The organism is Sphingobacterium sp. UBA1498 (assembly GCF_002325125.1).
GTDB lineage: Bacteria > Bacteroidota > Bacteroidia > Sphingobacteriales > Sphingobacteriaceae > Sphingobacterium.
Map to the genome: position 1 here is coordinate 92,533 of NZ_DCRG01000018.1, position 19,219 is coordinate 111,751.

General features: G+C 39.5%; 19 protein-coding genes. 13 read left to right on the forward strand and 6 right to left on the reverse strand.

The annotated features are described in order from the left end of the window. Positions 1 to 130: 130 nt before the first annotated feature. Complete coding sequence (locus B3139_RS10445) at positions 131 to 2,008, reverse strand: M1 family metallopeptidase (protein ID WP_293882636.1); 1,878 nt, start codon at positions 2,006 to 2,008, stop codon at positions 131 to 133. Between the two features lie 161 nt (positions 2,009 to 2,169). Here B3139_RS10445 and B3139_RS10450 point away from each other — a divergent pair, with 161 nt between their 5' ends. Beyond that, entirely contained in the window at positions 2,170 to 3,027 is an 858-nt protein-coding gene (locus B3139_RS10450; protein ID WP_293882638.1) for a hypothetical protein, read from the forward strand. Positions 3,028 to 3,201: 174 nt separating this feature from the next. On the opposite strand, the gene B3139_RS10455 is transcribed toward B3139_RS10450, so the two are convergent. The 5 genes from B3139_RS10455 to B3139_RS10475 all read right to left on the reverse strand — a co-directional run bounded on the left by B3139_RS10455 (position 3,202) and on the right by B3139_RS10475 (position 7,011). Then, positions 3,202 to 4,620: an MBL fold metallo-hydrolase gene (locus B3139_RS10455; RefSeq protein ID WP_293882641.1), complete on the reverse strand. Its 1,419-nt coding sequence runs from the start codon at positions 4,618 to 4,620 to the stop codon at positions 3,202 to 3,204. A gap of 11 nt (positions 4,621 to 4,631) precedes the next feature. Then, entirely contained in the window at positions 4,632 to 5,447 is an 816-nt protein-coding gene (locus tag B3139_RS10460) for a sulfite exporter TauE/SafE family protein (RefSeq protein ID WP_293882644.1), read from the reverse strand. Positions 5,448 to 5,511: 64 nt separating this feature from the next. Then, positions 5,512 to 5,925, reverse strand: a complete 414-nt coding sequence (locus B3139_RS10465; RefSeq protein WP_293882647.1) for a DUF6691 family protein — start codon at positions 5,923 to 5,925, stop codon at positions 5,512 to 5,514. Position 5,926: 1 nt separating this feature from the next. Beyond that, the gene (locus B3139_RS10470) at positions 5,927 to 6,487 is read right to left on the reverse strand and encodes a YeeE/YedE family protein (protein ID WP_209577549.1); all 561 of its coding nucleotides are present in this window, start codon (positions 6,485 to 6,487) and stop codon (positions 5,927 to 5,929) included. An 83-nt stretch (positions 6,488 to 6,570) separates the two neighbouring features. Beyond that, positions 6,571 to 7,011, reverse strand: a complete 441-nt coding sequence (locus B3139_RS10475; protein WP_209577551.1) for a hypothetical protein — start codon at positions 7,009 to 7,011, stop codon at positions 6,571 to 6,573. A 173-nt stretch (positions 7,012 to 7,184) separates the two neighbouring features. Between B3139_RS10475 and mutY the strand changes: the two genes are divergently transcribed. The 12 genes from mutY (at position 7,185) to B3139_RS10535 (ending at position 19,218) form a co-directional block, all read left to right on the forward strand. Then, positions 7,185 to 8,234: an A/G-specific adenine glycosylase gene (gene mutY, locus B3139_RS10480; RefSeq protein WP_293882676.1), complete on the forward strand. Its 1,050-nt coding sequence runs from the start codon at positions 7,185 to 7,187 to the stop codon at positions 8,232 to 8,234. A 19-nt stretch (positions 8,235 to 8,253) separates the two neighbouring features. Next, on the forward strand, positions 8,254 to 8,712 hold the full coding sequence (locus B3139_RS10485; RefSeq protein WP_293882653.1) for a single-stranded DNA-binding protein: 459 nt from the start codon (positions 8,254 to 8,256) through the stop codon (positions 8,710 to 8,712). Positions 8,713 to 8,943: 231 nt separating this feature from the next. Beyond that, positions 8,944 to 9,984 (forward strand): phenylalanine--tRNA ligase subunit alpha, encoded by a 1,041-nt coding sequence (gene pheS / locus B3139_RS10490; protein ID WP_209577559.1) that lies wholly within the window; start codon positions 8,944 to 8,946, stop codon positions 9,982 to 9,984. Positions 9,985 to 10,108: 124 nt separating this feature from the next. Further along, positions 10,109 to 10,684, forward strand: a complete 576-nt coding sequence (locus tag B3139_RS10495) for a TetR/AcrR family transcriptional regulator (protein ID WP_209577560.1) — start codon at positions 10,109 to 10,111, stop codon at positions 10,682 to 10,684. A gap of 236 nt (positions 10,685 to 10,920) precedes the next feature. After that, positions 10,921 to 12,330: a 23S rRNA (uracil(1939)-C(5))-methyltransferase RlmD gene (gene rlmD / locus B3139_RS10500; protein ID WP_293882657.1), complete on the forward strand. Its 1,410-nt coding sequence runs from the start codon at positions 10,921 to 10,923 to the stop codon at positions 12,328 to 12,330. 10 nt (positions 12,331 to 12,340) lie between these two features. After that, a complete protein-coding gene (locus tag B3139_RS10505; protein ID WP_209577563.1) occupies positions 12,341 to 12,739 on the forward strand; it encodes a hypothetical protein in 399 nt (132 codons plus the stop codon). Positions 12,740 to 12,937: 198 nt separating this feature from the next. Then, on the forward strand, positions 12,938 to 13,690 hold the full coding sequence (locus B3139_RS10510) for a hypothetical protein (RefSeq protein WP_293882662.1): 753 nt from the start codon (positions 12,938 to 12,940) through the stop codon (positions 13,688 to 13,690). Between the two features lie 193 nt (positions 13,691 to 13,883). Further along, positions 13,884 to 14,579, forward strand: a complete 696-nt coding sequence (locus B3139_RS10515; protein WP_409050314.1) for an OmpA family protein — start codon at positions 13,884 to 13,886, stop codon at positions 14,577 to 14,579. A 312-nt stretch (positions 14,580 to 14,891) separates the two neighbouring features. Next, entirely contained in the window at positions 14,892 to 16,328 is a 1,437-nt protein-coding gene (gene miaB, locus B3139_RS10520; RefSeq protein ID WP_293882665.1) for a tRNA (N6-isopentenyl adenosine(37)-C2)-methylthiotransferase MiaB, read from the forward strand. Between the two features lie 36 nt (positions 16,329 to 16,364). After that, complete coding sequence (locus tag B3139_RS10525; RefSeq protein WP_293882666.1) at positions 16,365 to 17,636, forward strand: sigma-54 interaction domain-containing protein; 1,272 nt, start codon at positions 16,365 to 16,367, stop codon at positions 17,634 to 17,636. A gap of 9 nt (positions 17,637 to 17,645) precedes the next feature. Then, positions 17,646 to 18,161 carry an LptE family protein gene (locus tag B3139_RS10530; protein WP_209577574.1) on the forward strand — a complete coding sequence of 172 codons (516 nt, stop codon included), beginning with the start codon at positions 17,646 to 17,648 and terminating at the stop codon, positions 18,159 to 18,161. A 13-nt stretch (positions 18,162 to 18,174) separates the two neighbouring features. Further along, positions 18,175 to 19,218, forward strand: a complete 1,044-nt coding sequence (locus tag B3139_RS10535) for a hypothetical protein (RefSeq protein ID WP_293882670.1) — start codon at positions 18,175 to 18,177, stop codon at positions 19,216 to 19,218. Position 19,219 lies beyond the last annotated feature (1 nt).

Consider the following 19,219-nt stretch of genomic DNA (forward strand, 5'->3'; position numbering starts at 1 on the left):
GATTTGCGATAATGGGTATCCAATTTGCGACGAAAGTGTCCAAAATAAAAAAACAGCTTCCAAACCGTATTGAATATACTTGGATTGGAAGCTGTTTTTTGTCCTTTATGCTGCGATAGCCTGTGTTTCGTTATTTGCTAAAGGTGTTATTTGACGATTCTACATCTGCCAAGCGCAGTGAAGGATCAATTGTTACTGCTTTTGGTGTCTTTGATAGCGGAATGGTATAATCGGGTTTAGTCCAGAACCAGTCTTCGAGCACGGTTCTTTTAACACCTTTGTAAATGTCAAAATGTTCTTCCGGTTTTTCTCCACGCATTTCACGCAAAGGGATATAAAAGAGTTCCTTGCTTCCATCGGTGTATTCTACGAGAACATCCAGTGGCATGGCGAAATTAGACTTGTTAGCCAAAAGAATTTCTTTATCTGTTACTTTTTCAATGGCGTAATCGATTTGACGGGTGGTATTGATAAACAGGTTGAAATACCATTTCAGGTTGATCCCCGAAACTTCTTCAGCAACGCGTTTGAAATCATTAGGGGTCGGATGTTTAAACTTCCAGAGATCATAAAACTTCAGAAAGGTTTTCTCTAAGTTTTCCTGTCCAATAATATAACCCAGCTGCTCTGCAAGTACAGCACCTTTGTTGTATGCTTCGTTGCTGTATCCATAATTGGTGTTATAATAATCGGCCAATAAGCTCATCGGTTCTTCTTTACCAGAAAGCGCTAATTTGTAATAACCACGGTAAGCTGCAATTTGCGGGTTGGATGCTATGGCTCCTCTTTTTTCAAAGATATGCTGCATGGCAAGCTCTTCGACATAGGAGGTAAAGCCTTCATCAAACCACTCATCTACAGTTTCGTTGATTCCAAATAATTGCTGGTACCAAGAGTGTGCTGATTCGTGGAATATTACACCAACAAGGCTTTTTAGATTGCGTCCACCGGTGATCAGCGTAGCGGTACCATACTCCATTCCCCCATCGCCACCTTGAATAATGGTATATGTTGGCCAAGGGTATTTTCCAAACTTTGCACTACAGAAATCGAAGAATTCGGTGGATAGACCTATCGCTGTTTTCCAATTGGATATCACTTCTTTGTCGGTTGGCAAAAATACGGTATACACTTTTATTCCGTTTTTACTTGAAGCTGAATCTACGACAAACTTGGGATCCGCGGCCCATACAAAGTCATGGATATTTTGGGCCTTATAATGCCAGGTAGCTTTATTGCCGTCTAGTTTTATCTTTGCTTTCGGTTGATAACCTTTTACTTCTGCTGGGTTCTGAAGGACACCTGATGCACCGACTACATAATTTTTGTTGAGCCGTATGGTCACATCGAAATTACCAAAGGGAGCAATGAATTCACGGCCTGTATATTCATCTAAATGCCAGCCGAATTCATCAAATTGAGCCATTTTTGGATACCATTGCGCCATAGAGAGTGCTACTCCTTCGGCAGAATTTCGGCCAGTTCTTCGGATTTGTTCTGGCACTTGAGCGGTCCACTCCATGTCAAAACGGGCTGTTTCGCCATCTTGTATAACCGACGGTAGAGTGACCTCCAAGATGGTCCCATCAATTTTAAATGAGGTATGAGCCCCATTCATTGTTAAGCTTTTGATTTTTTGATAACCTATTTGATTGGTTTGGAGCTCTCCGATACGGCTTTGATATATTGGTTTTTCTTTCGTACCTACATTGATCACCATGCGCTTGTCGGGATCACTGATGTTTTTTAAGCGATAATCCATCATCGATCCTGGTTGAAAAGCATTGAAGTATAGATGGAAATAGACCTTTTTTAGGGACTGACCTGAATTATTGCTATACTTCAAGATCATTTTTCCATCGTATTGATATGCTTTTTCATCCACGTTGACGTCCATTTTGTAGTCAACTTTCTGTTGCCAGAATCCTTTCCTTTGGGCCTTCACTACTGCCCCCCAAATATTGAATACACATGCAAGTGTAAAAAAGGATATAATTTTAATTTTCATGTCTCAAACTTACAAAATTGTCTCAATAAATGGCGCTTATAGGTGCTTGATGACGCTAATGTCATCAAATCTTGACGAAAATCTACCATTGGATGTGGAATTGGCTTGGTTTTGGTTATGGGATTTATTTATTGAGTTAAAATCAATTTTACTTTTTATTTATGGATAATCTATATTATAAGCCCTCTGGAAAGTCTCCTGCGTTGGCTATTATTGGCTCCCTGATACTAGGTACTTTGGGTGCCATTGTATTGGCTATTGTTTACATTGCTTTACAATGGTTTATACCCATTATTTACTTTAATGTATTTATTACCTTAGGTTTTGGTGCTGGAATATTCTATGTGCTGAATTTTTGTTTCAAACAATGGAAATTAAGGAATAGGGGGGTAGCCATTTTGATCACATTATTGATCGCCATTTTAGCCTTTTATGCACAGTGGGCTCTGTTTGTATCATTAATGTACAATGCGGAAGGAACAATGGGCGGAGATACCTGGGTAAAATCGTCTTTTAATCTTGAAGGTTTTAAAGCTTTTTTCTTACACCCGACATTTATTTGGGAAGCGATGCAAGGTTTAAATGAAGTAGGTACGTTTACCCTGAAAAAGAGCCCGGTTTCGGGCGGTATGTTGTGGGCCGTGTGGGCTATTGAAATGGGTATTATTTTGATTACTCCAATCATTATGGCTTTCCGCGGCATCACTATCTATCCATTTTCTGAAAAAGACGAAGTATGGATGAATAAACGCGCTTTGCCGGGAAGGTTAAAGTATGTGGCTGATAAAGATACCGTAGTCAGCTCGTTGGGCAACCATGATTTTGCCTATGTATACGACTATCTATCGGAAGAAGAAGAACATCTCTCTTTTGCTACCGCTGAATTATATGAATCTGAAACGGACGACCATCAATATTTGACCATCTATAATCATCAATTTACGGAAAAGAAAGGCAAGCTGGAAGAAAAGAAGGATGAGGTGATTGAGTTCTTGCGAATAAACAGAAATAGTTTGTAGACTAGTTGGAAAGGTAATCTATTCGGGTGCCTTTCGGCTCTGCTTCGCCTTTTGTTCGCCCCTTGTTCGCCTTGCGTACTCGTTTTCTCCACCTTGCGCCCACTGTGCGCCCACTTATTAGGTGGACGCACAGTGGGCGCAAGGTGGGCGAACAGTGGGGGAACTCCGAACCAGTTACGAATAAGGAGCGAATGAGTCGGCAACAAGAATACCGCCCTTTGATTTCCATTCGTTAATAGAAGGGCTATAAATTTTGACTTCCTTAATACCATTTTTCGCCAATATCGATGCCGCTATGGTTGCCCGGTCTCCCGATTGACAGTGGAGATACAGCTGTTTACTTTGGTCCACTTTGCTGAGGTTGTCCTCAATTGTTCCAACAAAGAGATGTGTTGCATTCGGTAAATGGCCCTCTGCGAACTCACTGGCATTGCGCACGTCTAGAATTTGCGTGTCAGATTTGTCCAAAGCGCTCTTCATTTCTTCAAACCCGATGAGCTGTTGATGCGCTAATGCGATGTCTAAACTGGGGATTGCATCCGGTGTAATATATCCGGTAACGTGATCCAATCCGATGCGCATAAGTTTACGTGCAACGTCGTCCAATTGGTTTTCTTCTACAATGAGTATAAAAGGATCGGAGTAATTAAGTATCCAGCCTGCCCATGTATTAAAAGTCTTGTTGTTTTGAATATTGACGCTACCTGGCAGATATCCCTTTGCAAAGTCGGACTTGTGTCGTGTATCAATGATTGTTGTTCCTTCGTGGTATAAATCCAGAAAGGCATCATTCGTTAACCTGTTGTATCGAGGTACTTCTGTCTGTAACGGCCGCACTATTTTGTTGAGTTTTTTCATCATGGCAAAGTAGCGTGGTGGCTCGGGTTGTCCTGATAAAAGCTCATCTACAAAAGCTCGTTCATTGTTTTGGTATTGAAGTGCCCAATTCCGTATTTTCTCATATCCAACGGTCGAACTGGGGACGGCGCCGAGTGCCTTTCCACAGGCGGATCCGGCGCCATGAGCAGGCCATACCTGAATATGATCGGGTAAAGTCAAGAAATGTTGCAACGAACGGTACATTTGCTGTGCTCCAATCTCTTTGGTTCCGATCATTCCAGCCGCATTTTCCAATAGATCAGGGCGGCCAATGTCGCCAACAAATACAAAGTCACCAGTAAAAATCATAACAGGTTCCATCGTTGCCGGTGTATCGACCAGTAGAAAACTAATACTCTCAGGTGTATGTCCGGGAGTATGGATAACCTTGAAAATAAGGTTTCCAACTTGAAATTGATCGCCATCTTTTAATCCTTTATGTGGAAATGCGTATTGCCAGTCTGCCCCACCTTCATCGGATAAATAAGGTTGGGCACCTGTTAATGCGGCCAATTCCAGTGTGCCTGATAGGTAATCGGCATGGATATGTGTTTCCGCAATATGCGTTATGATCAGATTATTCTTTTGTGCAATCTCAAGATAGGTATCTACATCTCTTTTGGGATCAATAACAATAGCTACTCCTTTTGCCTGACAGCCAATGATATAACTCGAATGAGCAAGAGATGATTCAAAAATGTGTTGAAAAAACATAACGTGTGATTTTAATGATTTACAAATTGCATGAATTCGAAAGCAAAGATTAGGATGCCGATGCTAATTAAAAAATATCCAAAAATACCTTTCAATTTAGCGGCATCTAATTTATCTTTCCATTTGGAACCAATTTGGAGGCCTATTAATGTGATTAATGTAAAGGTTACTAATATAAACCAATTCATATGTTGTAAGAAATGATAATTCGCGATGAAGCCGAATGACGCGTTTAATCCAATAATGAACAGAGAAGTGGCAATAGCCTGCTTCAGTGGAATCCCTAAAAGTAATACTAGGGCTGGTACAATAATGAATCCACCTCCTGCACCGACCAAGCCCGTCATAATGCCAACCAGTGAGCCGACAAAGATAACATTGAAAATTTGTGCAGGTCTACCCTTGAATGTTGCGTTCTGTACCTGTTTTTGTCTTCGTACCATCGCAGTCGCAGAAATTAATATCACGATTGCGAACAATAGCATGATGATATGGTTTCTGGAAATCTCCATACTCCCGATGTTGAATGACTCGGGTATAGAAACGAGAAGATAGCGCTTGGTGAAATAGACTGAAATTAGCGAGGGAAGTAGAAAAATAGTTGTGGTTTTCAAGTCAATTTCCCTCTTTTTTAACGGATAAATTGATCCGACCAAGGCTAATATTCCAATGGAAAACAGCGAATAGTCCAATGCATATTGAGGTTCAATATGGAAGATATAGACAAATATGGGGAGTGTTAGGATGCTTCCGCCGCTACCCATTAGGCCCATCGATAGCCCAACGACGACAGCTAATGTAAATCCAGCTATAAATATTAATTCCATTTTCTGTTGCTAAAAATTTAATTTTTGATGGCGTGGGCTTTCAAAATAGTAGACTACCTGTAGGTTAATGGGGCAATTTGTTGCGCAAGATACCGTAAATCCATGTACCCAATAAGGCAAACAATAGTACAATGCCAATCGTCCAGTAACCGGCTCCGATTAAAGCAAACATGGGGCCTGGGCAAGCACCAGTCAGCGCCCAGCCCAAACCAAAGATTGTGCCGCCCACCAGATACCGGGTAATGCTTTTATCTTTATCTGCAAAGGTGATGTGCGCTCCGTGGCTGTCCTTAATTTGTTTCCTTTTAATGATCTGTACAATAATAATGGCTGTTGTTAGCGCTGTTCCAATGATACCATACATGTGAAAGGAGCGAAATTGAAACATTTCGTATATTCTATACCATGATGCCGCTTCCGACTTATATAAGATAATGCCAAATAATATGCCTATTAATATGAATTTTAATGCTTTCATTTTATGCAAAGATTAAGGGAAATAAAAAATGGATCATGATTATTCCACCTAGGAAGAAGCCGATTACAGCGATCAACGATGGAATCTGGAAGTTGCTGAGTCCTGAAATGGCATGTCCAGAAGAGCAGCCGCCAGCATACCGCGTTCCAAAGCCGATTAATATGCCGCCGATACTTAAAATTAGGAATTGAAACAGAGATCCGTTAAAAACAAAAATGGATTCGGGGAGGTAACCTTGTATATGGTCGATAATACCCAGTTCTTTCAGATCTGCCACACTTTTCGCATGGATTTGTGTTGGTGTGCCGTCGTCGAGGAAATAATGTGCGATAAAACCTCCGATAACGGTTCCGAGTACCAGCAGAAGATTCCAGGATTGTGTCTTCCAGTCGAACCTAAAAAAAGATGAAGTTTTGCCTGCACCTAGTACAGTGCACATTGTACGTAAATTGTTGGACATGCCAAAATCCTTACCCTGTTTGAGCAGAAGGTACATGACCAGTGCAATTAAAGGACCTGAAATATACCAGGGCCACGGTTGTTTGATGTATTCCAATAACATAACAATGTTCTTAAGTGATGTTACAAAGGTACATACTGCCTTTGCAAAAGCCTGTAACAAATGTTACTGAAGGAACAAAGAATTTATAGGTCGTAATATTCGATATCGGCTGCCCTCAGCGCCTCGCTCAACAGTGGAAGATCATCTTCCTTTTGGAACAATTTGTTGCGCCATGTTCGAAAAGCCGGGCCTTTGACCGGGTGGATAATAATGAGGTTGCCGCCAGAGCGCTTCAGATTTCGGATATATGAAATACTGCTTAAAGGAAAAACGACTGTTTTCTTGGCATTGCTGATGCGGAGTACTTCTTCTTCCAAAATCCATGTCGACGATAATGTCGAACACTTAATAGCCAAGTATAAGGCAAAAGGGATCATTAAAAGAGCGATAATAATCTTGATGATTTCCTGTACCGGAACTTTAGACATGCCTATTCCAATGAGCAGGATTGAAGTCAACAATATAAACATGTATTTTCCACGGTGCAATGTCGACAAGTGAAATGTCTGCGAATTACTCTTCATATTTTGATAAACTTCCCTTTGGCGTCAATATAGGAAAAATTCTCCAAGTCTTCCCTTCCATGTGTCTATCCATTTTTAGAAACCTTCGCTATTGTGGATAAATTAATATAGTAAGAGAAACCTTGGGATGAGGTAATGCTTGGAATAGGCAAAAATTATGCATTTTTGTGGCTATGATATTTGGTGAAGAATTGCAGGCATGGTATCAGGAGCATAAGCGAGATTTACCATGGAGAGAAACACATGATGCGTATAAAATATGGCTTTCGGAGATTATTCTGCAACAGACGCGGGTGGAGCAGGGCATGCCGTACTACTATCGTTTTGTGGAGCGATTCAATACTGTAGTAGATTTTGCAAATGCGGATGAAGACGACATTCTTCACCTCTGGCAAGGTTTGGGATATTACTCCAGGGGGCGGAATATGCATAAAGCGGCTCGAATTGTCCGGGATCAATTCAATGGGATTTTTCCAGTGGATTATAAGACCTTACTAAGCCTTCCTGGTGTAGGGGAATATACTGCTGCAGCAATATCTTCTTTTGCTAATAATGAGGCCCAGGCAGTTTTAGACGGAAACGTGTTTCGTGTACTTGCACGCTATTATGGAATAGAAACTCCCATTAATTCAACGGAAGGGAAAAAGGTTTTCGCTGCGATAGCGAAAGAAAATCTGGATCAAAATCATCCGGCCCAATATAATCAGGCTATTATGGATTTTGGTGCGATCCATTGTAAGCCTAAGCAACCGCTTTGTGAGCAATGCATGTTTCGTCTTTCATGCTATGCCTTTACACGCGGCGAGGTCAATCAATTGCCTGTAAAGCTTAAAGGCAAAGGAAGCAGAGATAGATATTTCAATTATTTTATTTTAAAGGATAGCAATCGTCTTCTGATGTCTAAACGCGGTGAAGGTGATGTTTGGCAGAATCTGTATGAGTTTCCACTCCTGGAATCAGATCATACGATGGATATTGTTGATATTCTGAACGATGAGTGGTTTGTGTCTTATTTTGGGAAAGATGCTGACCTGAGCATCTTGCAGCAGCAGACTAAGCATATTTTAAGCCATCAGAATATTTATGCCACATTTTTTGAAGTGCGGTTAAAAGGAGATTTAATTCAAAAAAAATCAAATTGGGATTATGTAATTCTAAAAGATTTAGATAAATTAGCTAAACACAAGTTGATCTTTACTTTTTTGGAAAGGTCAAATTTTTAACCATTTATGCTTTTAAATTATGTCAGGAGTTAACAAAGTCATTTTAGTGGGACATCTTGGAAAAGATCCCGAAATTCGTTATTTAGAAGGCAATGTCTCTGTTGCCAGTTTTCCATTGGCAACATCAGAAACCTATAATAAAGATGGAAAAAGGGTGGAGCAAACCGAATGGCACAATATTGTTATGTGGCGAGGTCTGGCTGACGTGGCTGTGAAATATCTAACAAAGGGGAAGTTAGTTTATATTGAAGGCCGATTAAGGACGCGTACTTATGAGGATAAGGAAGGTATTAGACGATACGCTACGGAGGTCGTTGCAGAAACTTTTACACTTTTAGGTCGTAAATCAGATTTTGAGCCGAACACTGGTGCAGGTGCGGGCAATACACCCAATACGCAAGCACAAAAAGCGGAAGATAAAGAAGTTGAAGTTGATTTTACCGAAAATGACCAAGAGGATAATCCGTTACCATTTTAATCTGTAATAAGTTATGGTTATGTAAAAACTTGACTTTGGTAATCAATCGATGATAGTTAGAATAGCAGGCAAATGAGTCTGCTTTTTTGTTTATTGGACATTTTTGACTACTCGTACCGCGTAATTGGCTGCAGTTCGTTTTTTAGTTGTCTAAATTGATGTTTTTGTTCATGATCGGCGAATGCCCAAAATTTCTTTTTCGACGAAATTTTGGCTATGTTTGCTCTAATTATGTTGCAAGATAGAATTACGCAGTATACTGAGGAAATTAAGGCGTTTTCGCCGACTTCTTCAGCCGATGTAGAAAATTTCAGATTGAGGTTTTTGGTTTCAAAAGGGATTGTGAAGAATCTTTTTGATGAATTCAAAACCGTTACACCTGAAGAGAAACGTACTTTGGGTAAAGTGTTGAACGAATTTAAGCAGTTGGCAGAAAATACGTTTAAGGAAGCACAAGAAAAATTCGGACTTGGAGAGAAGCAAAAATCCGAACAGCTTGAGGGCGATTTAACATTACCGGGGCAGGGATTTCAGCTAGGATCTAGACATCCAATCTCCCTGGTTCGTAAAGAAATTGTTGAAATTTTCAAGAAATTAGGTTTTATTGTTTCGGAAGGTCCAGAAATCGAAGATGACTGGCACAACTTCTCGGCGTTGAATTTCCCTCCCGAGCATCCTGCGCGTGATATGCAAGATACTTTCTTTATCAAGAAACAGGAAGGTAATGATATTACTTTAAGAACGCATACTTCTTCCGTTCAGGTACGTTTAATGGAAGCTGGCAAACCTCCATTCCGTGCCATTATGCCCGGTCGTGTTTATAGAAATGAGGCTATTTCGGCCCGTGCACACTGTTTCTTTCATCAGGTGGAAGGTTTGTATGTAGACGAAAATGTTTCTTTTGCTGATCTGAAACAAACCTTATATCATTTTGTCCAAGAAATGTACGGGGAAGGTACTAAAGTACGTTTCCGTCCTTCATATTTCCCTTTTACGGAGCCTTCAGCAGAAATGGATATTTCTTGTACCATTTGTAAAGGTGCTGGATGTAATTTGTGTAAATACTCTGGCTGGGTAGAGATTTTAGGTTGTGGTATGGTGGATCCTAATGTTCTTGACAATTGTGGTATTGATAGTAAAAAATACGCTGGCTTTGCATTTGGTATGGGTATTGAACGTATCACTAATCTGAAATATGTAATTAAGGACTTGCGTCTTTTCTCTGAGAACGATACCCGTTTCTTGTCGCAATTTGAGACGGAATTAATATAAATTAATGTTCAAAAACAATTATTGCATCATATTATTCTCCATTATGACGAAGTCTGGGAATAATGTGATGCTTTTTAGTCTTTGATCTTGTCGCTGAAATTCGATATGCCTATTATAAAATTACATGGAACCAGATCATATCATTGAATCAATAAAAAGAACGGCACGAGAGCTTTTTCGTCAAAATGGTTATCATAAAACCAGTGTGAATACTTTGGCGAAAAAGGCCAAGATAGCAAAAGCTACTGTGTACAAATATTTTGATAGCAAAGAAATGATTTTGCATGCCATCTTGATGGATTATCTTCGCGCGAGCTTGCAGGATATTTTAAAAACGACCAAATATGAAGATGATATGGCTTCTTTTTTGGGTTTTACGATTTTGCGGGTAAGCCGACTAACCTACACCGTTTGCAATGAGTTGATCGGATGGGAGTTTATTCGGGAGTCTGCGAATGCTCAGGAATACCTAAAAACCCTTTCTGAAGATTTGGAGTTTCTGCTCTTAAGTACATTCATTCAAAATGAAAAAATTAATGAAGCGATTAGTGAAGAAAAGTTAACCTTTCTGATTAAATCCAGTAAAAGTATTGTATTTTCATTTGCGTTTACTGCGGTTTCGGATGCTGATGTGCGTAAAAATTTTATTTCCTTTCAGAAGGAAATCCTGCCTTACCTTGTTCAGGCAACTGTTCAATAAGTTCCCTTTAACGCTGTCATTCTTGTTCCAATGGCCGGGACTCTCCTCTTTCAATGTTTTTTCTTTCTTGTGATTTGCTTTTTTTCATATTTACGTTTGTAGATATTCGATTGCGCTATTATAGTCTGTACGAAGCCGATAGCACGTGAAGAGTTCCTTTATAGTCGTGATAATCAATGCTTATAAATAATTTGTGCAGGTGAAAAATCGTTATAAAAATTGTATTTTTGCATCCTATGAGTAGAAGAATTCCACAAGATAAAAAGTTCTTGAAAGATATTGCCATCATTGATATTGCCGAAGAGGGTAGAGGTGTTGGAAAAACCGAAGATTTGGTTTTGTTTGTTGAAAAAGCTGTTCCGGGAGATGTTGTTGACGTGGAGCTTATGCGCAAGAAAAAGAATTTTGCAGAGGCTCGTGTAACTGCTTTAAAAGAGGCCTCGTCTTATCGTGTAAATCCTTTTTGTGAGCACTTTGGAGTTTGTGGCGGATGTAAGTGGCAACATATGACATATGATGCTCAATTGAAATTTAAACAACAGTCTGTCGATAATGCTTTATCGCGTATTGGGAAGGTGGATACCTCTGCTATGGAACGTATATTAGGCTCGGTGCAAACAGAATATTATAGGAATAAATTAGAGTACACTTTTTCAAACAAAAAGTGGTTGACTTCTGTGGATGAAGATGCGTCTGTATTGGAAATGAATGCTTTGGGATTTCACGTGCCGGGACGTTTTGATAAAATTTTAGATATTGATCATTGCTATCTGCAAGAAGACCCTTCAAATGAAATTCGCAATTCAATTCGTGATTTTGCACTTGGCCAAGGCATTACGTTCTACGATTTGCGTGAGCATACAGGTGTTTTGCGTAATTTGATTATCCGTATTTCTTCTACTGGCGAGATGATGGTGATCGTTGTTTTTGCTTATCCAGAAGAGGGGCAGGTAGAATTGCTGATGAATGATGTCAAAGAAAAGTTCCCACAAATCACTTCGCTATTATATATTGTCAATCAGAAACGCAATGATACGATCTTTGACCAAGATATCCATATCTACGCGGGGCGTGATTTTATTTATGAGGAGATGGAAGGATTACGGTATAAAGTTGGACCTAAATCTTTCTATCAAACGAATTCTGCACAAGCTTACGAGTTATATAAAATCACCCGTGATTTTGCTGGTCTGAATGGCGATGAATTGGTATATGATTTGTATACGGGTGCTGGTACGATAGCAAATTTTGTTGCTAAGCAAGCTCGAGAAGTAGTGGGTGTAGAGTACGTTCCTACAGCTATTGAAGATGCACAAGTCAATTCGTCCATCAATAATATTACGAATACAAAGTTCTATGCTGGAGATATGAAGGATGTTTTGACCCCTTCCTTCATTGCCGAACATGGTAAACCTGATGTAGTGATTACAGACCCGCCACGTGCAGGAATGCATGCCGATGTTGTGGCACGTTTGTTGGAAATGGAATCTCCGCGTATCGTATATGTGAGTTGTAATGCTGCGACGCAAGCGAGAGATCTTTTGTTGTTAGCGGAGAAATATGAGGTAAAGCATATTAAACCGGTGGATATGTTTCCGCATACGCAACATGTTGAGAATGTCGTCTTATTGGAGTTGAAAAAGTAATTGTACCATTATGGAAGTAGAAGATTTATTTGCAGGGTCTGCAAGAGAAGAAAATACAACATCTACAGGACAAAGTCCATTAAAGAGCCTGCAGGTCGATCTCGATTTTTATAGTGAATCAATCCGCGAGGTAGCGTTAGAAATCGTGGAAGAAGGGTATTCTGAATATCCCATTTTTATAGCTCATCAGCATGAAGTCTCTGTTGGAGAGGTTATATTGGATCGCAAAGAGCTGGATACAAAATGGACAATTAATGCGTCTACATTGGAAGAGTTCGTTTCGATGGATATCATACAGGAGGATCGCAAATCGTCCTTCATTCAGAACTATAAACCTGCTAAAGATTTTATGTGTCTGTTTGTTGTCGTTGCGGAGGGGGCCAATTTTGTTTTTTATCCTTACAAGTAGCGGACATAAGAATATTTAAACTTTTTTAACAGTACAAGTGTCCAACTATTATTAATTTTAGCCAATAGGTATCGTGTAAATTACAATATTGTACGATTGAAAATAAGTGTGCATGCGATCTTGATCATGCGCTATTGGATTCAATGAACTGCTGCTACACGCTAAAACTAATCGGGATAATTGAAGAGAGCTAATAGGATGAAAATATTACAGATACAGATAGTAAGTTTTTTTTTACTTTTATTTACCTATTTCGGCGCTACTGCTCAGCAACAGCAGAAGGTTTCGGGTATGGTTTTACAAAAGGGTAACGGTAATCGCATTGGAGATGCGGTGGTAATTAATCTCCGTACGCACAGATCAACGCTGACCAATTCTTTTGGTGTTTTTACTATCGATGCATCAGTAGGAGATTCGTTGTCTTTCACTAAAGTGGGTTATTCCCCTGTAAAAACCGTGTTAACCAATTTGAATGAGTTTTATGTGGAATTGCAAGAGGGCATACGATTGGAGACTGTCATTGTTGAAAGGAAGACGAAAGAAGCTGAATTAAACGATGCTATGAATAACTATTCCAAAAAGGGTGTTTATAATGGCGGTAAAAATAAGTTTGGAACTTATTTGGGTAGCCCTGCCACAGCACTTTATAATCTTTTTGGGCGAGAGGCTAAAAACGCAAAGCGCTTTGGACGATTCATGGATAGAGAGAAAGAGGAGTTGCAAGTTGACCGTATTTTTTCCCGTGAAGCTGTTAAGAATCTAACGAAACTGGATAGTGCTGAGCTGGATGCTTTTATGATACGTTATCGCCCATCTTTTGATCTCGCTGAACATTGGGGACAATACGATCTGATGCATTACGTGCAACAGTCGATGGAAGATTTTGATGCAAAGGGGAGACCTAAAGGTTCATTATTGCCAGATATTGAAGTGAAGACACAGGAGAAGTAGAACAGTTTATGCTCGTGCTCATGTTCTATTTTAAATAAATATGAGTAGATACTGTAGCGTTTTGACTGCATGGAGGAAGTTTAATAGCGCTTTTTTCCTCGTTTGGTAACAAAAAAGTTGATAAAAATATCTTTTGGCACTTAGTTTGATTTTAGTAGAGCTGTATTAGTTTAAATATAAAGTCTTAGATCGCATACATATGAAAATGAATAGAAAATTGGCTGTATTTGGTTTGACAGTTGCAACCTCAGCTATGTTATTTGGAAGTTGTTCTACCATCCAAAATACGAATAATGCCACTAAAGGCGGAGTCATTGGTGGTGTTGCCGGGGGTGCATTAGGTGCATTAATCGGTGGGAAAGCCGGTAATACGGCAATTGGTACTTTGGCCGGTGCTGCAATCGGTGGCGCTGCTGGTGTATTGATTGGTAAAAAAATGGATAAGCAAGCAGCTGAGATTTCTAAAACTGTTGAAGGAGCCGAAGTTACGCAATCTGCAGAGGGTATCGTTGTTAAGTTTGATTCAGGTATTTTATTTGACTTTAATAAATCAGACCTTAAAGCGTCTGCCAAAGATAATATTGCTAATTTGGTAACTACACTGAATAAAGAGCAGGGTACTGAAATTTTGGTAATCGGACATACCGATAATGTAGGTTCACTGGCTGCAAATGAAAAAGTGTCTTTGGACCGTGCGAATTCAGTGCGTGCTTTTGCAGTATCTAAAGGTTTGGCTTCATCACGTATCCGTACTGAAGGCAGAAATTTCTCTGAACCAATTGCAAGTAATGATACAGAAGCTGGACGTGCACAAAACCGTCGGGTCGAGATCGTCATCGTAGCGGGCGATCAAATGAAAAAAGAAGCGAAGCAACAAGCAGGACAATAACTCGATTTAAGACGTTCGTCTTTCCGATTTGTTCTATTTGATGTTTAATCATAAAAAAGCGTTGATAAACTCAACGCTTTTTTTTTTGGAATAAAGTGGGTAAAAATTTCTAATGTGATTCATTTAGACCTGAAATGTGACAAATCATAAATCATATTTCTGTCTGACAAACTGTCATTATATGGATTTAAATTTCTAACTTTGTAATCTTTGAAACAACCATTGGTTGGAAATTAATTCATCAAATTATGGATTTCTGAACGGGTTGACTTCATTAAATAATAAAAATTATATTCTATTGAATAGCGAGCTATGCTAGATTTAACACATACCACTAAGGAACACGACGAATCTCGTCAGGGTGAGGCATTATTATTGGAACAGGATCCGACTTTAAGCACTGGACGTAAACTTTATATTGAAAGTTACGGTTGCCAGATGAATTTCTCGGATAGTGAGATTGTTGCTTCTATTTTGTTGGATAAAGGATTTGAGACTACCAAGAATTATCAGGAGGCTGATGTTGTTTTTATTAATACCTGTTCGATCCGCGAGAATGCCGAACAACGTGTTCGTAACCGGTTAAAGGAGTTTGAAGCTGCTAAAGCAAAGAATCCTGGAATGATCGTTGGTGTATTGGGTTGTATGGCCGAGCGTCTAAAGTCGAAGTTTCTGGAAGAAGAAAAATTGGTTGATGTTGTGGTGGGACCAGATGCTTATCGTGATCTGCCTAATTTGATTGATCAGGTTGACGATGGTGCTAAAGCCGTAAACGTTTTATTATCAAGAGAGGAAACGTATGCTGATATCAATCCGGTTCGTTTGAATTCAAATGGCGTCACCGCTTTCATTTCAATTATGCGCGGTTGTGATAATATGTGTTCTTTCTGTGTGGTTCCTTTCACACGGGGTCGCGAACGTAGTCGTGATCCGCATTCTATTGTGAAAGAAGCTCAAGATCTTTTTAATGCGGGCTATAAGGAAGTTACGTTGTTGGGACAAAATGTCGATTCCTATAAATATACTGCTTCAGTAGCAGAAGGCGATGTTCCCAGCGAAACTGTCACTTTTGCTACTTTGCTTACGATGGTTGCGGAAATCAGTCCACTTCTGCGTGTTCGTTTTTCAACTTCTCATCCAAAAGATATTACAGATGAGGTATTGTATGCGATAGCATCACATGAAAATATCTGTAATTATATTCACTTGCCCGTGCAGTCTGGGAATTCCAGAGTATTGGAATTGATGAACCGTACATATGATCGTGCGTGGTATATGGAGCGTGTGGATGCAATTCGTCGTATTATACCGGATTGTGCTATTTCTACCGATGTCATTACTGGTTTCTGCACCGAAACGGAAGAAGAGCATCAGGATACACTTTCTATGATGGACTATGTGAAGTATGATTTCGCTTATATGTTTGCTTATTCGGAAAGACCGGGCACATTGGCGGCGAAAAGATATGCAGATGATATTCCTGAAGATATTAAAAAACGGCGCTTGACGGAAGTTATCAATAAACAACGCGATCATAGTTTATATCGTTATCAACAATTTGTTGGAAAAGTCTGTAAGGTACTCATTGAAGGGTTTTCAAAACGATCTGAGTTTGATTTTTGTGGACGTAACGACCAAAATGCATTAGTTGTCTTTCCAATAGATCCTCGATTTAAGCAAGGTGATTATGTGAATGTCGTTGTTGAATCATGTACATCTGCGACGCTGTTAGGGAAAATTGTTGATTAAGCTAACTTAGATTATTTTATTTCCAACTGGAAATTTATGGATAACCAAGATATAAAGAATAGATTTGGAATTATCGGTAATTCGCTATTGTTGAATCGGGCAATTGATATTGCGCGGCAAGTGGCTCCGACTGATATTTCCGTATTAATACAAGGTGAGAGTGGTAGTGGTAAAGAAGTTTTTTCGCATATTATCCATCAATTGAGTTCACGTAAGCATGGCCCCTTTATTGCGGTCAACTGTGGGGCTATACCAGAAGGAACCATTGACTCTGAGTTGTTTGGTCACGAAAAAGGTTCTTTTACGGGAGCACATGAAGCTAGAAAGGGCTATTTTGAAGTTGTTGACGGTGGAACGATTTTTTTAGATGAGGTGGGTGAGTTACCTTTGGGTACGCAAGCACGATTGTTACGCGTATTAGAATCAGGTGAGTATATAAGGGTCGGATCATCCAAAGTGCAGAAAACAAATGTGCGTGTAGTTGCCGCTACAAACGTGAATGTTTTTGAAGCTGTACAAAAAGGTAGATTTCGCGAAGATCTTTATTATCGTTTAAATACTGTACCCTTGCGTGTGCCCTCTTTACGTGAGCGTCCTGAAGATGTCAACTTGTTATTCCGTAAGTTTATTGTGGACTTTTCTGAAAAGTACCGTACTCCGGGCGTTCAATTGACGGACGATGCTCAGAATATGCTACGCAACTATAGTTGGCCTGGAAATGTGCGTCAACTGAAAAACGTTGCCGAACAAATCGCTGTTTTGGAGAAAGAACGTGTTGTAGATGCGTATACACTTCAAAATTATTTGCCCAATGAATCCCGGACGAGTCTTCCTGCAGTAGTTCCGTCAAATAATGGAGGGAAGGAGGATTTTTCAGAAAGAGATTTGCTGTATAAAGTTTTATTTGATATGAAGAAAGATATGGTTGATCTGAAAAAACTGGTGGTTGAATTGATTCAGAAGGGCGTTGACTCTAGCACATTTGATCAAAATTCTCCATACATTAATCAATTATATCAAGAGATCGAGCCACACTTGAAATCGGAGCCGGAAAATTATACAACACCGACTTTGACGATACATTCGCCGGCAAACGCTGCAAATGTGTTAAAAAATCCTGTTTCAAAGGATGACTATCTGCAGGATGCAGAAGAGGTGGAGGAATCTTTATCACTTGTTGATAAGGAATCTGATTTAATCAAGAAGGCGTTGAAAAAACACCGTGGTAAGCGTAAAGCTGCCGCACAAGAGCTGGGAATTTCTGAAAGAACTTTGTATAGAAAGATTAAAGACTTAAATTTAGATTAGGGGTTACAGATGTTGTCAAAAAAAATAGTATATACTTTTCTCACGACGATCTTTTTGTTTGTCATGAATAGTTGTGGGGTAAAATATGGATTTACTGGTGGGTCTATTCCTGAGGGAATGAAAACCGTTAATATTCAATATTTCGAAAATATCGCTCCATTAGTTTACCCGACATTAAGTCAGAATTTTACGGAGGCACTTAAAGAGCGTATTCGTAATCAGTCTCGATTGAGTCAGGTGAACCAGGATGGTGACGCTAACTTTGAGGGGTTTATCACGGAGTATACGATAAGTCCTGCTGCTGTTGAAGCGGGGACTGATCGTGCTGCTATGAATAGATTGACGATCACAGTCAAAGTGACTTATCATAATAAAATTAATCCTAAGGACGACTTTGAACAGCCATTTACACGTTTTAAAGAGTTCGCTGGAAACCTTCAGAGTGCACAGGAAGAGACTTTGGGTAAGGAAATTATTCAAATGTTAACGGAAGATATATACAATAAAGCTTTTGCTAATTGGTAACTCTATTTATAAGATGAATCTTAATGTATCATTACCCAATAAGGAGCTTTTTTTTCGAGCACTCAACTACCCTGATACGGTAGAGGAAGATTTGATTTTGGCCTTGATTGAAAAATATCCTTATGCACAGAGCTTACGATTCGTTTATGAACGTAAAGTTTTTGAGAAACATCAAACTGTTCAGAATTTATCTTCCACGCTGTTATATGCTTGTTCCCCGAGTTGGCTTTATGAATTTGTGCATGTTAAATCTGCCGTAGATTCGGCAGCAATAAAGCAATCGGATGAATTATTAGTGGATGAGGAATCTATTGGCGATGATCGTGTTGTCGAAATTGCGGCCGATGGAGGAATAGAGGAGGATGAGTTGAATCGTTTGATTGAGGTTGGAGTTGCAACAGATTATTTTCGGTCGAATAATCAACAGGATGTAGCTATGGGTGATTTGCAGGAGTCTCCAGTTGTGGCCACGGCTCCTCAGGAATCTGTTGCCAACGAAAGTAATGATAGTCAAGAGCATGTTTCTGTTTATGATGATGATACGATGCCATACAGTTTTTTGTGGTGGCTACATAAAACAAGATTGGAGTATGCTCATACTTATCAGCCCTACGTTAAATCACCTTTGAGCCCAATGAAGCCATCAAGTGATGATGTCGCTAAAATTCATGAAAAATTAGATAGTCAGCTATTAGATCAACAGATCCGTGAGAATATTTTTCATTTGCAACCGCCTGAGGCGAAATTAAGTGATGAGGTTAAAACAACAGTCGCTTTTCAGATACCGCGCAAGTCTGACAAGGTCATTGAGAAGTTTATTCGCGAAGAACCTATCATTCAGCCGCTACAAGCGGAGAAGTTGGATTTAGAGAATAAAGCCAGGAAAAGTTCGGAAGATCAGTACTCACTCGTTACCGAAACGCTTGCAAAAATCTATGTGGAACAGGGCTTATATCCAAAGGCAATAGAGGTTTACAAAAAATTAGTTTTGAAATATCCAGAAAAAAATGCTTACTTTGCGGCACGCATAACAGAATTAGAAAAGAAATTAAATTAAT

Coding starts and splice junctions, on each gene's coding strand:
- B3139_RS10450 (WP_293882638.1), top strand. CDS start 2,170: ATGGATAATCTATATTATAAGCCCTCTGGAAAGTCTCCTGCGTTGGCT.
- mutY (WP_293882676.1), top strand. CDS start 7,185: ATGATATTTGGTGAAGAATTGCAGGCATGGTATCAGGAGCATAAGCGA.
- B3139_RS10475 (WP_209577551.1), bottom strand. CDS start 7,011: ATGAAGAGTAATTCGCAGACATTTCACTTGTCGACATTGCACCGTGGA.
- B3139_RS10465 (WP_293882647.1), bottom strand. CDS start 5,925: ATGAAAGCATTAAAATTCATATTAATAGGCATATTATTTGGCATTATC.
- B3139_RS10505 (WP_209577563.1), top strand. CDS start 12,341: ATGGAAGTAGAAGATTTATTTGCAGGGTCTGCAAGAGAAGAAAATACA.
- B3139_RS10510 (WP_293882662.1), top strand. CDS start 12,938: ATGAAAATATTACAGATACAGATAGTAAGTTTTTTTTTACTTTTATTT.
- B3139_RS10530 (WP_209577574.1), top strand. CDS start 17,646: ATGTTGTCAAAAAAAATAGTATATACTTTTCTCACGACGATCTTTTTG.
- B3139_RS10445 (WP_293882636.1), bottom strand. CDS start 2,008: ATGAAAATTAAAATTATATCCTTTTTTACACTTGCATGTGTATTCAAT.
- B3139_RS10495 (WP_209577560.1), top strand. CDS start 10,109: ATGGAACCAGATCATATCATTGAATCAATAAAAAGAACGGCACGAGAG.
- B3139_RS10460 (WP_293882644.1), bottom strand. CDS start 5,447: ATGGAATTAATATTTATAGCTGGATTTACATTAGCTGTCGTCGTTGGG.
- rlmD (WP_293882657.1), top strand. CDS start 10,921: ATGAGTAGAAGAATTCCACAAGATAAAAAGTTCTTGAAAGATATTGCC.
- B3139_RS10470 (WP_209577549.1), bottom strand. CDS start 6,487: ATGTTATTGGAATACATCAAACAACCGTGGCCCTGGTATATTTCAGGT.
- miaB (WP_293882665.1), top strand. CDS start 14,892: ATGCTAGATTTAACACATACCACTAAGGAACACGACGAATCTCGTCAG.
- B3139_RS10525 (WP_293882666.1), top strand. CDS start 16,365: ATGGATAACCAAGATATAAAGAATAGATTTGGAATTATCGGTAATTCG.
- pheS (WP_209577559.1), top strand. CDS start 8,944: ATGTTGCAAGATAGAATTACGCAGTATACTGAGGAAATTAAGGCGTTT.
- B3139_RS10535 (WP_293882670.1), top strand. CDS start 18,175: ATGAATCTTAATGTATCATTACCCAATAAGGAGCTTTTTTTTCGAGCA.
- B3139_RS10485 (WP_293882653.1), top strand. CDS start 8,254: ATGTCAGGAGTTAACAAAGTCATTTTAGTGGGACATCTTGGAAAAGAT.
- B3139_RS10455 (WP_293882641.1), bottom strand. CDS start 4,620: ATGTTTTTTCAACACATTTTTGAATCATCTCTTGCTCATTCGAGTTAT.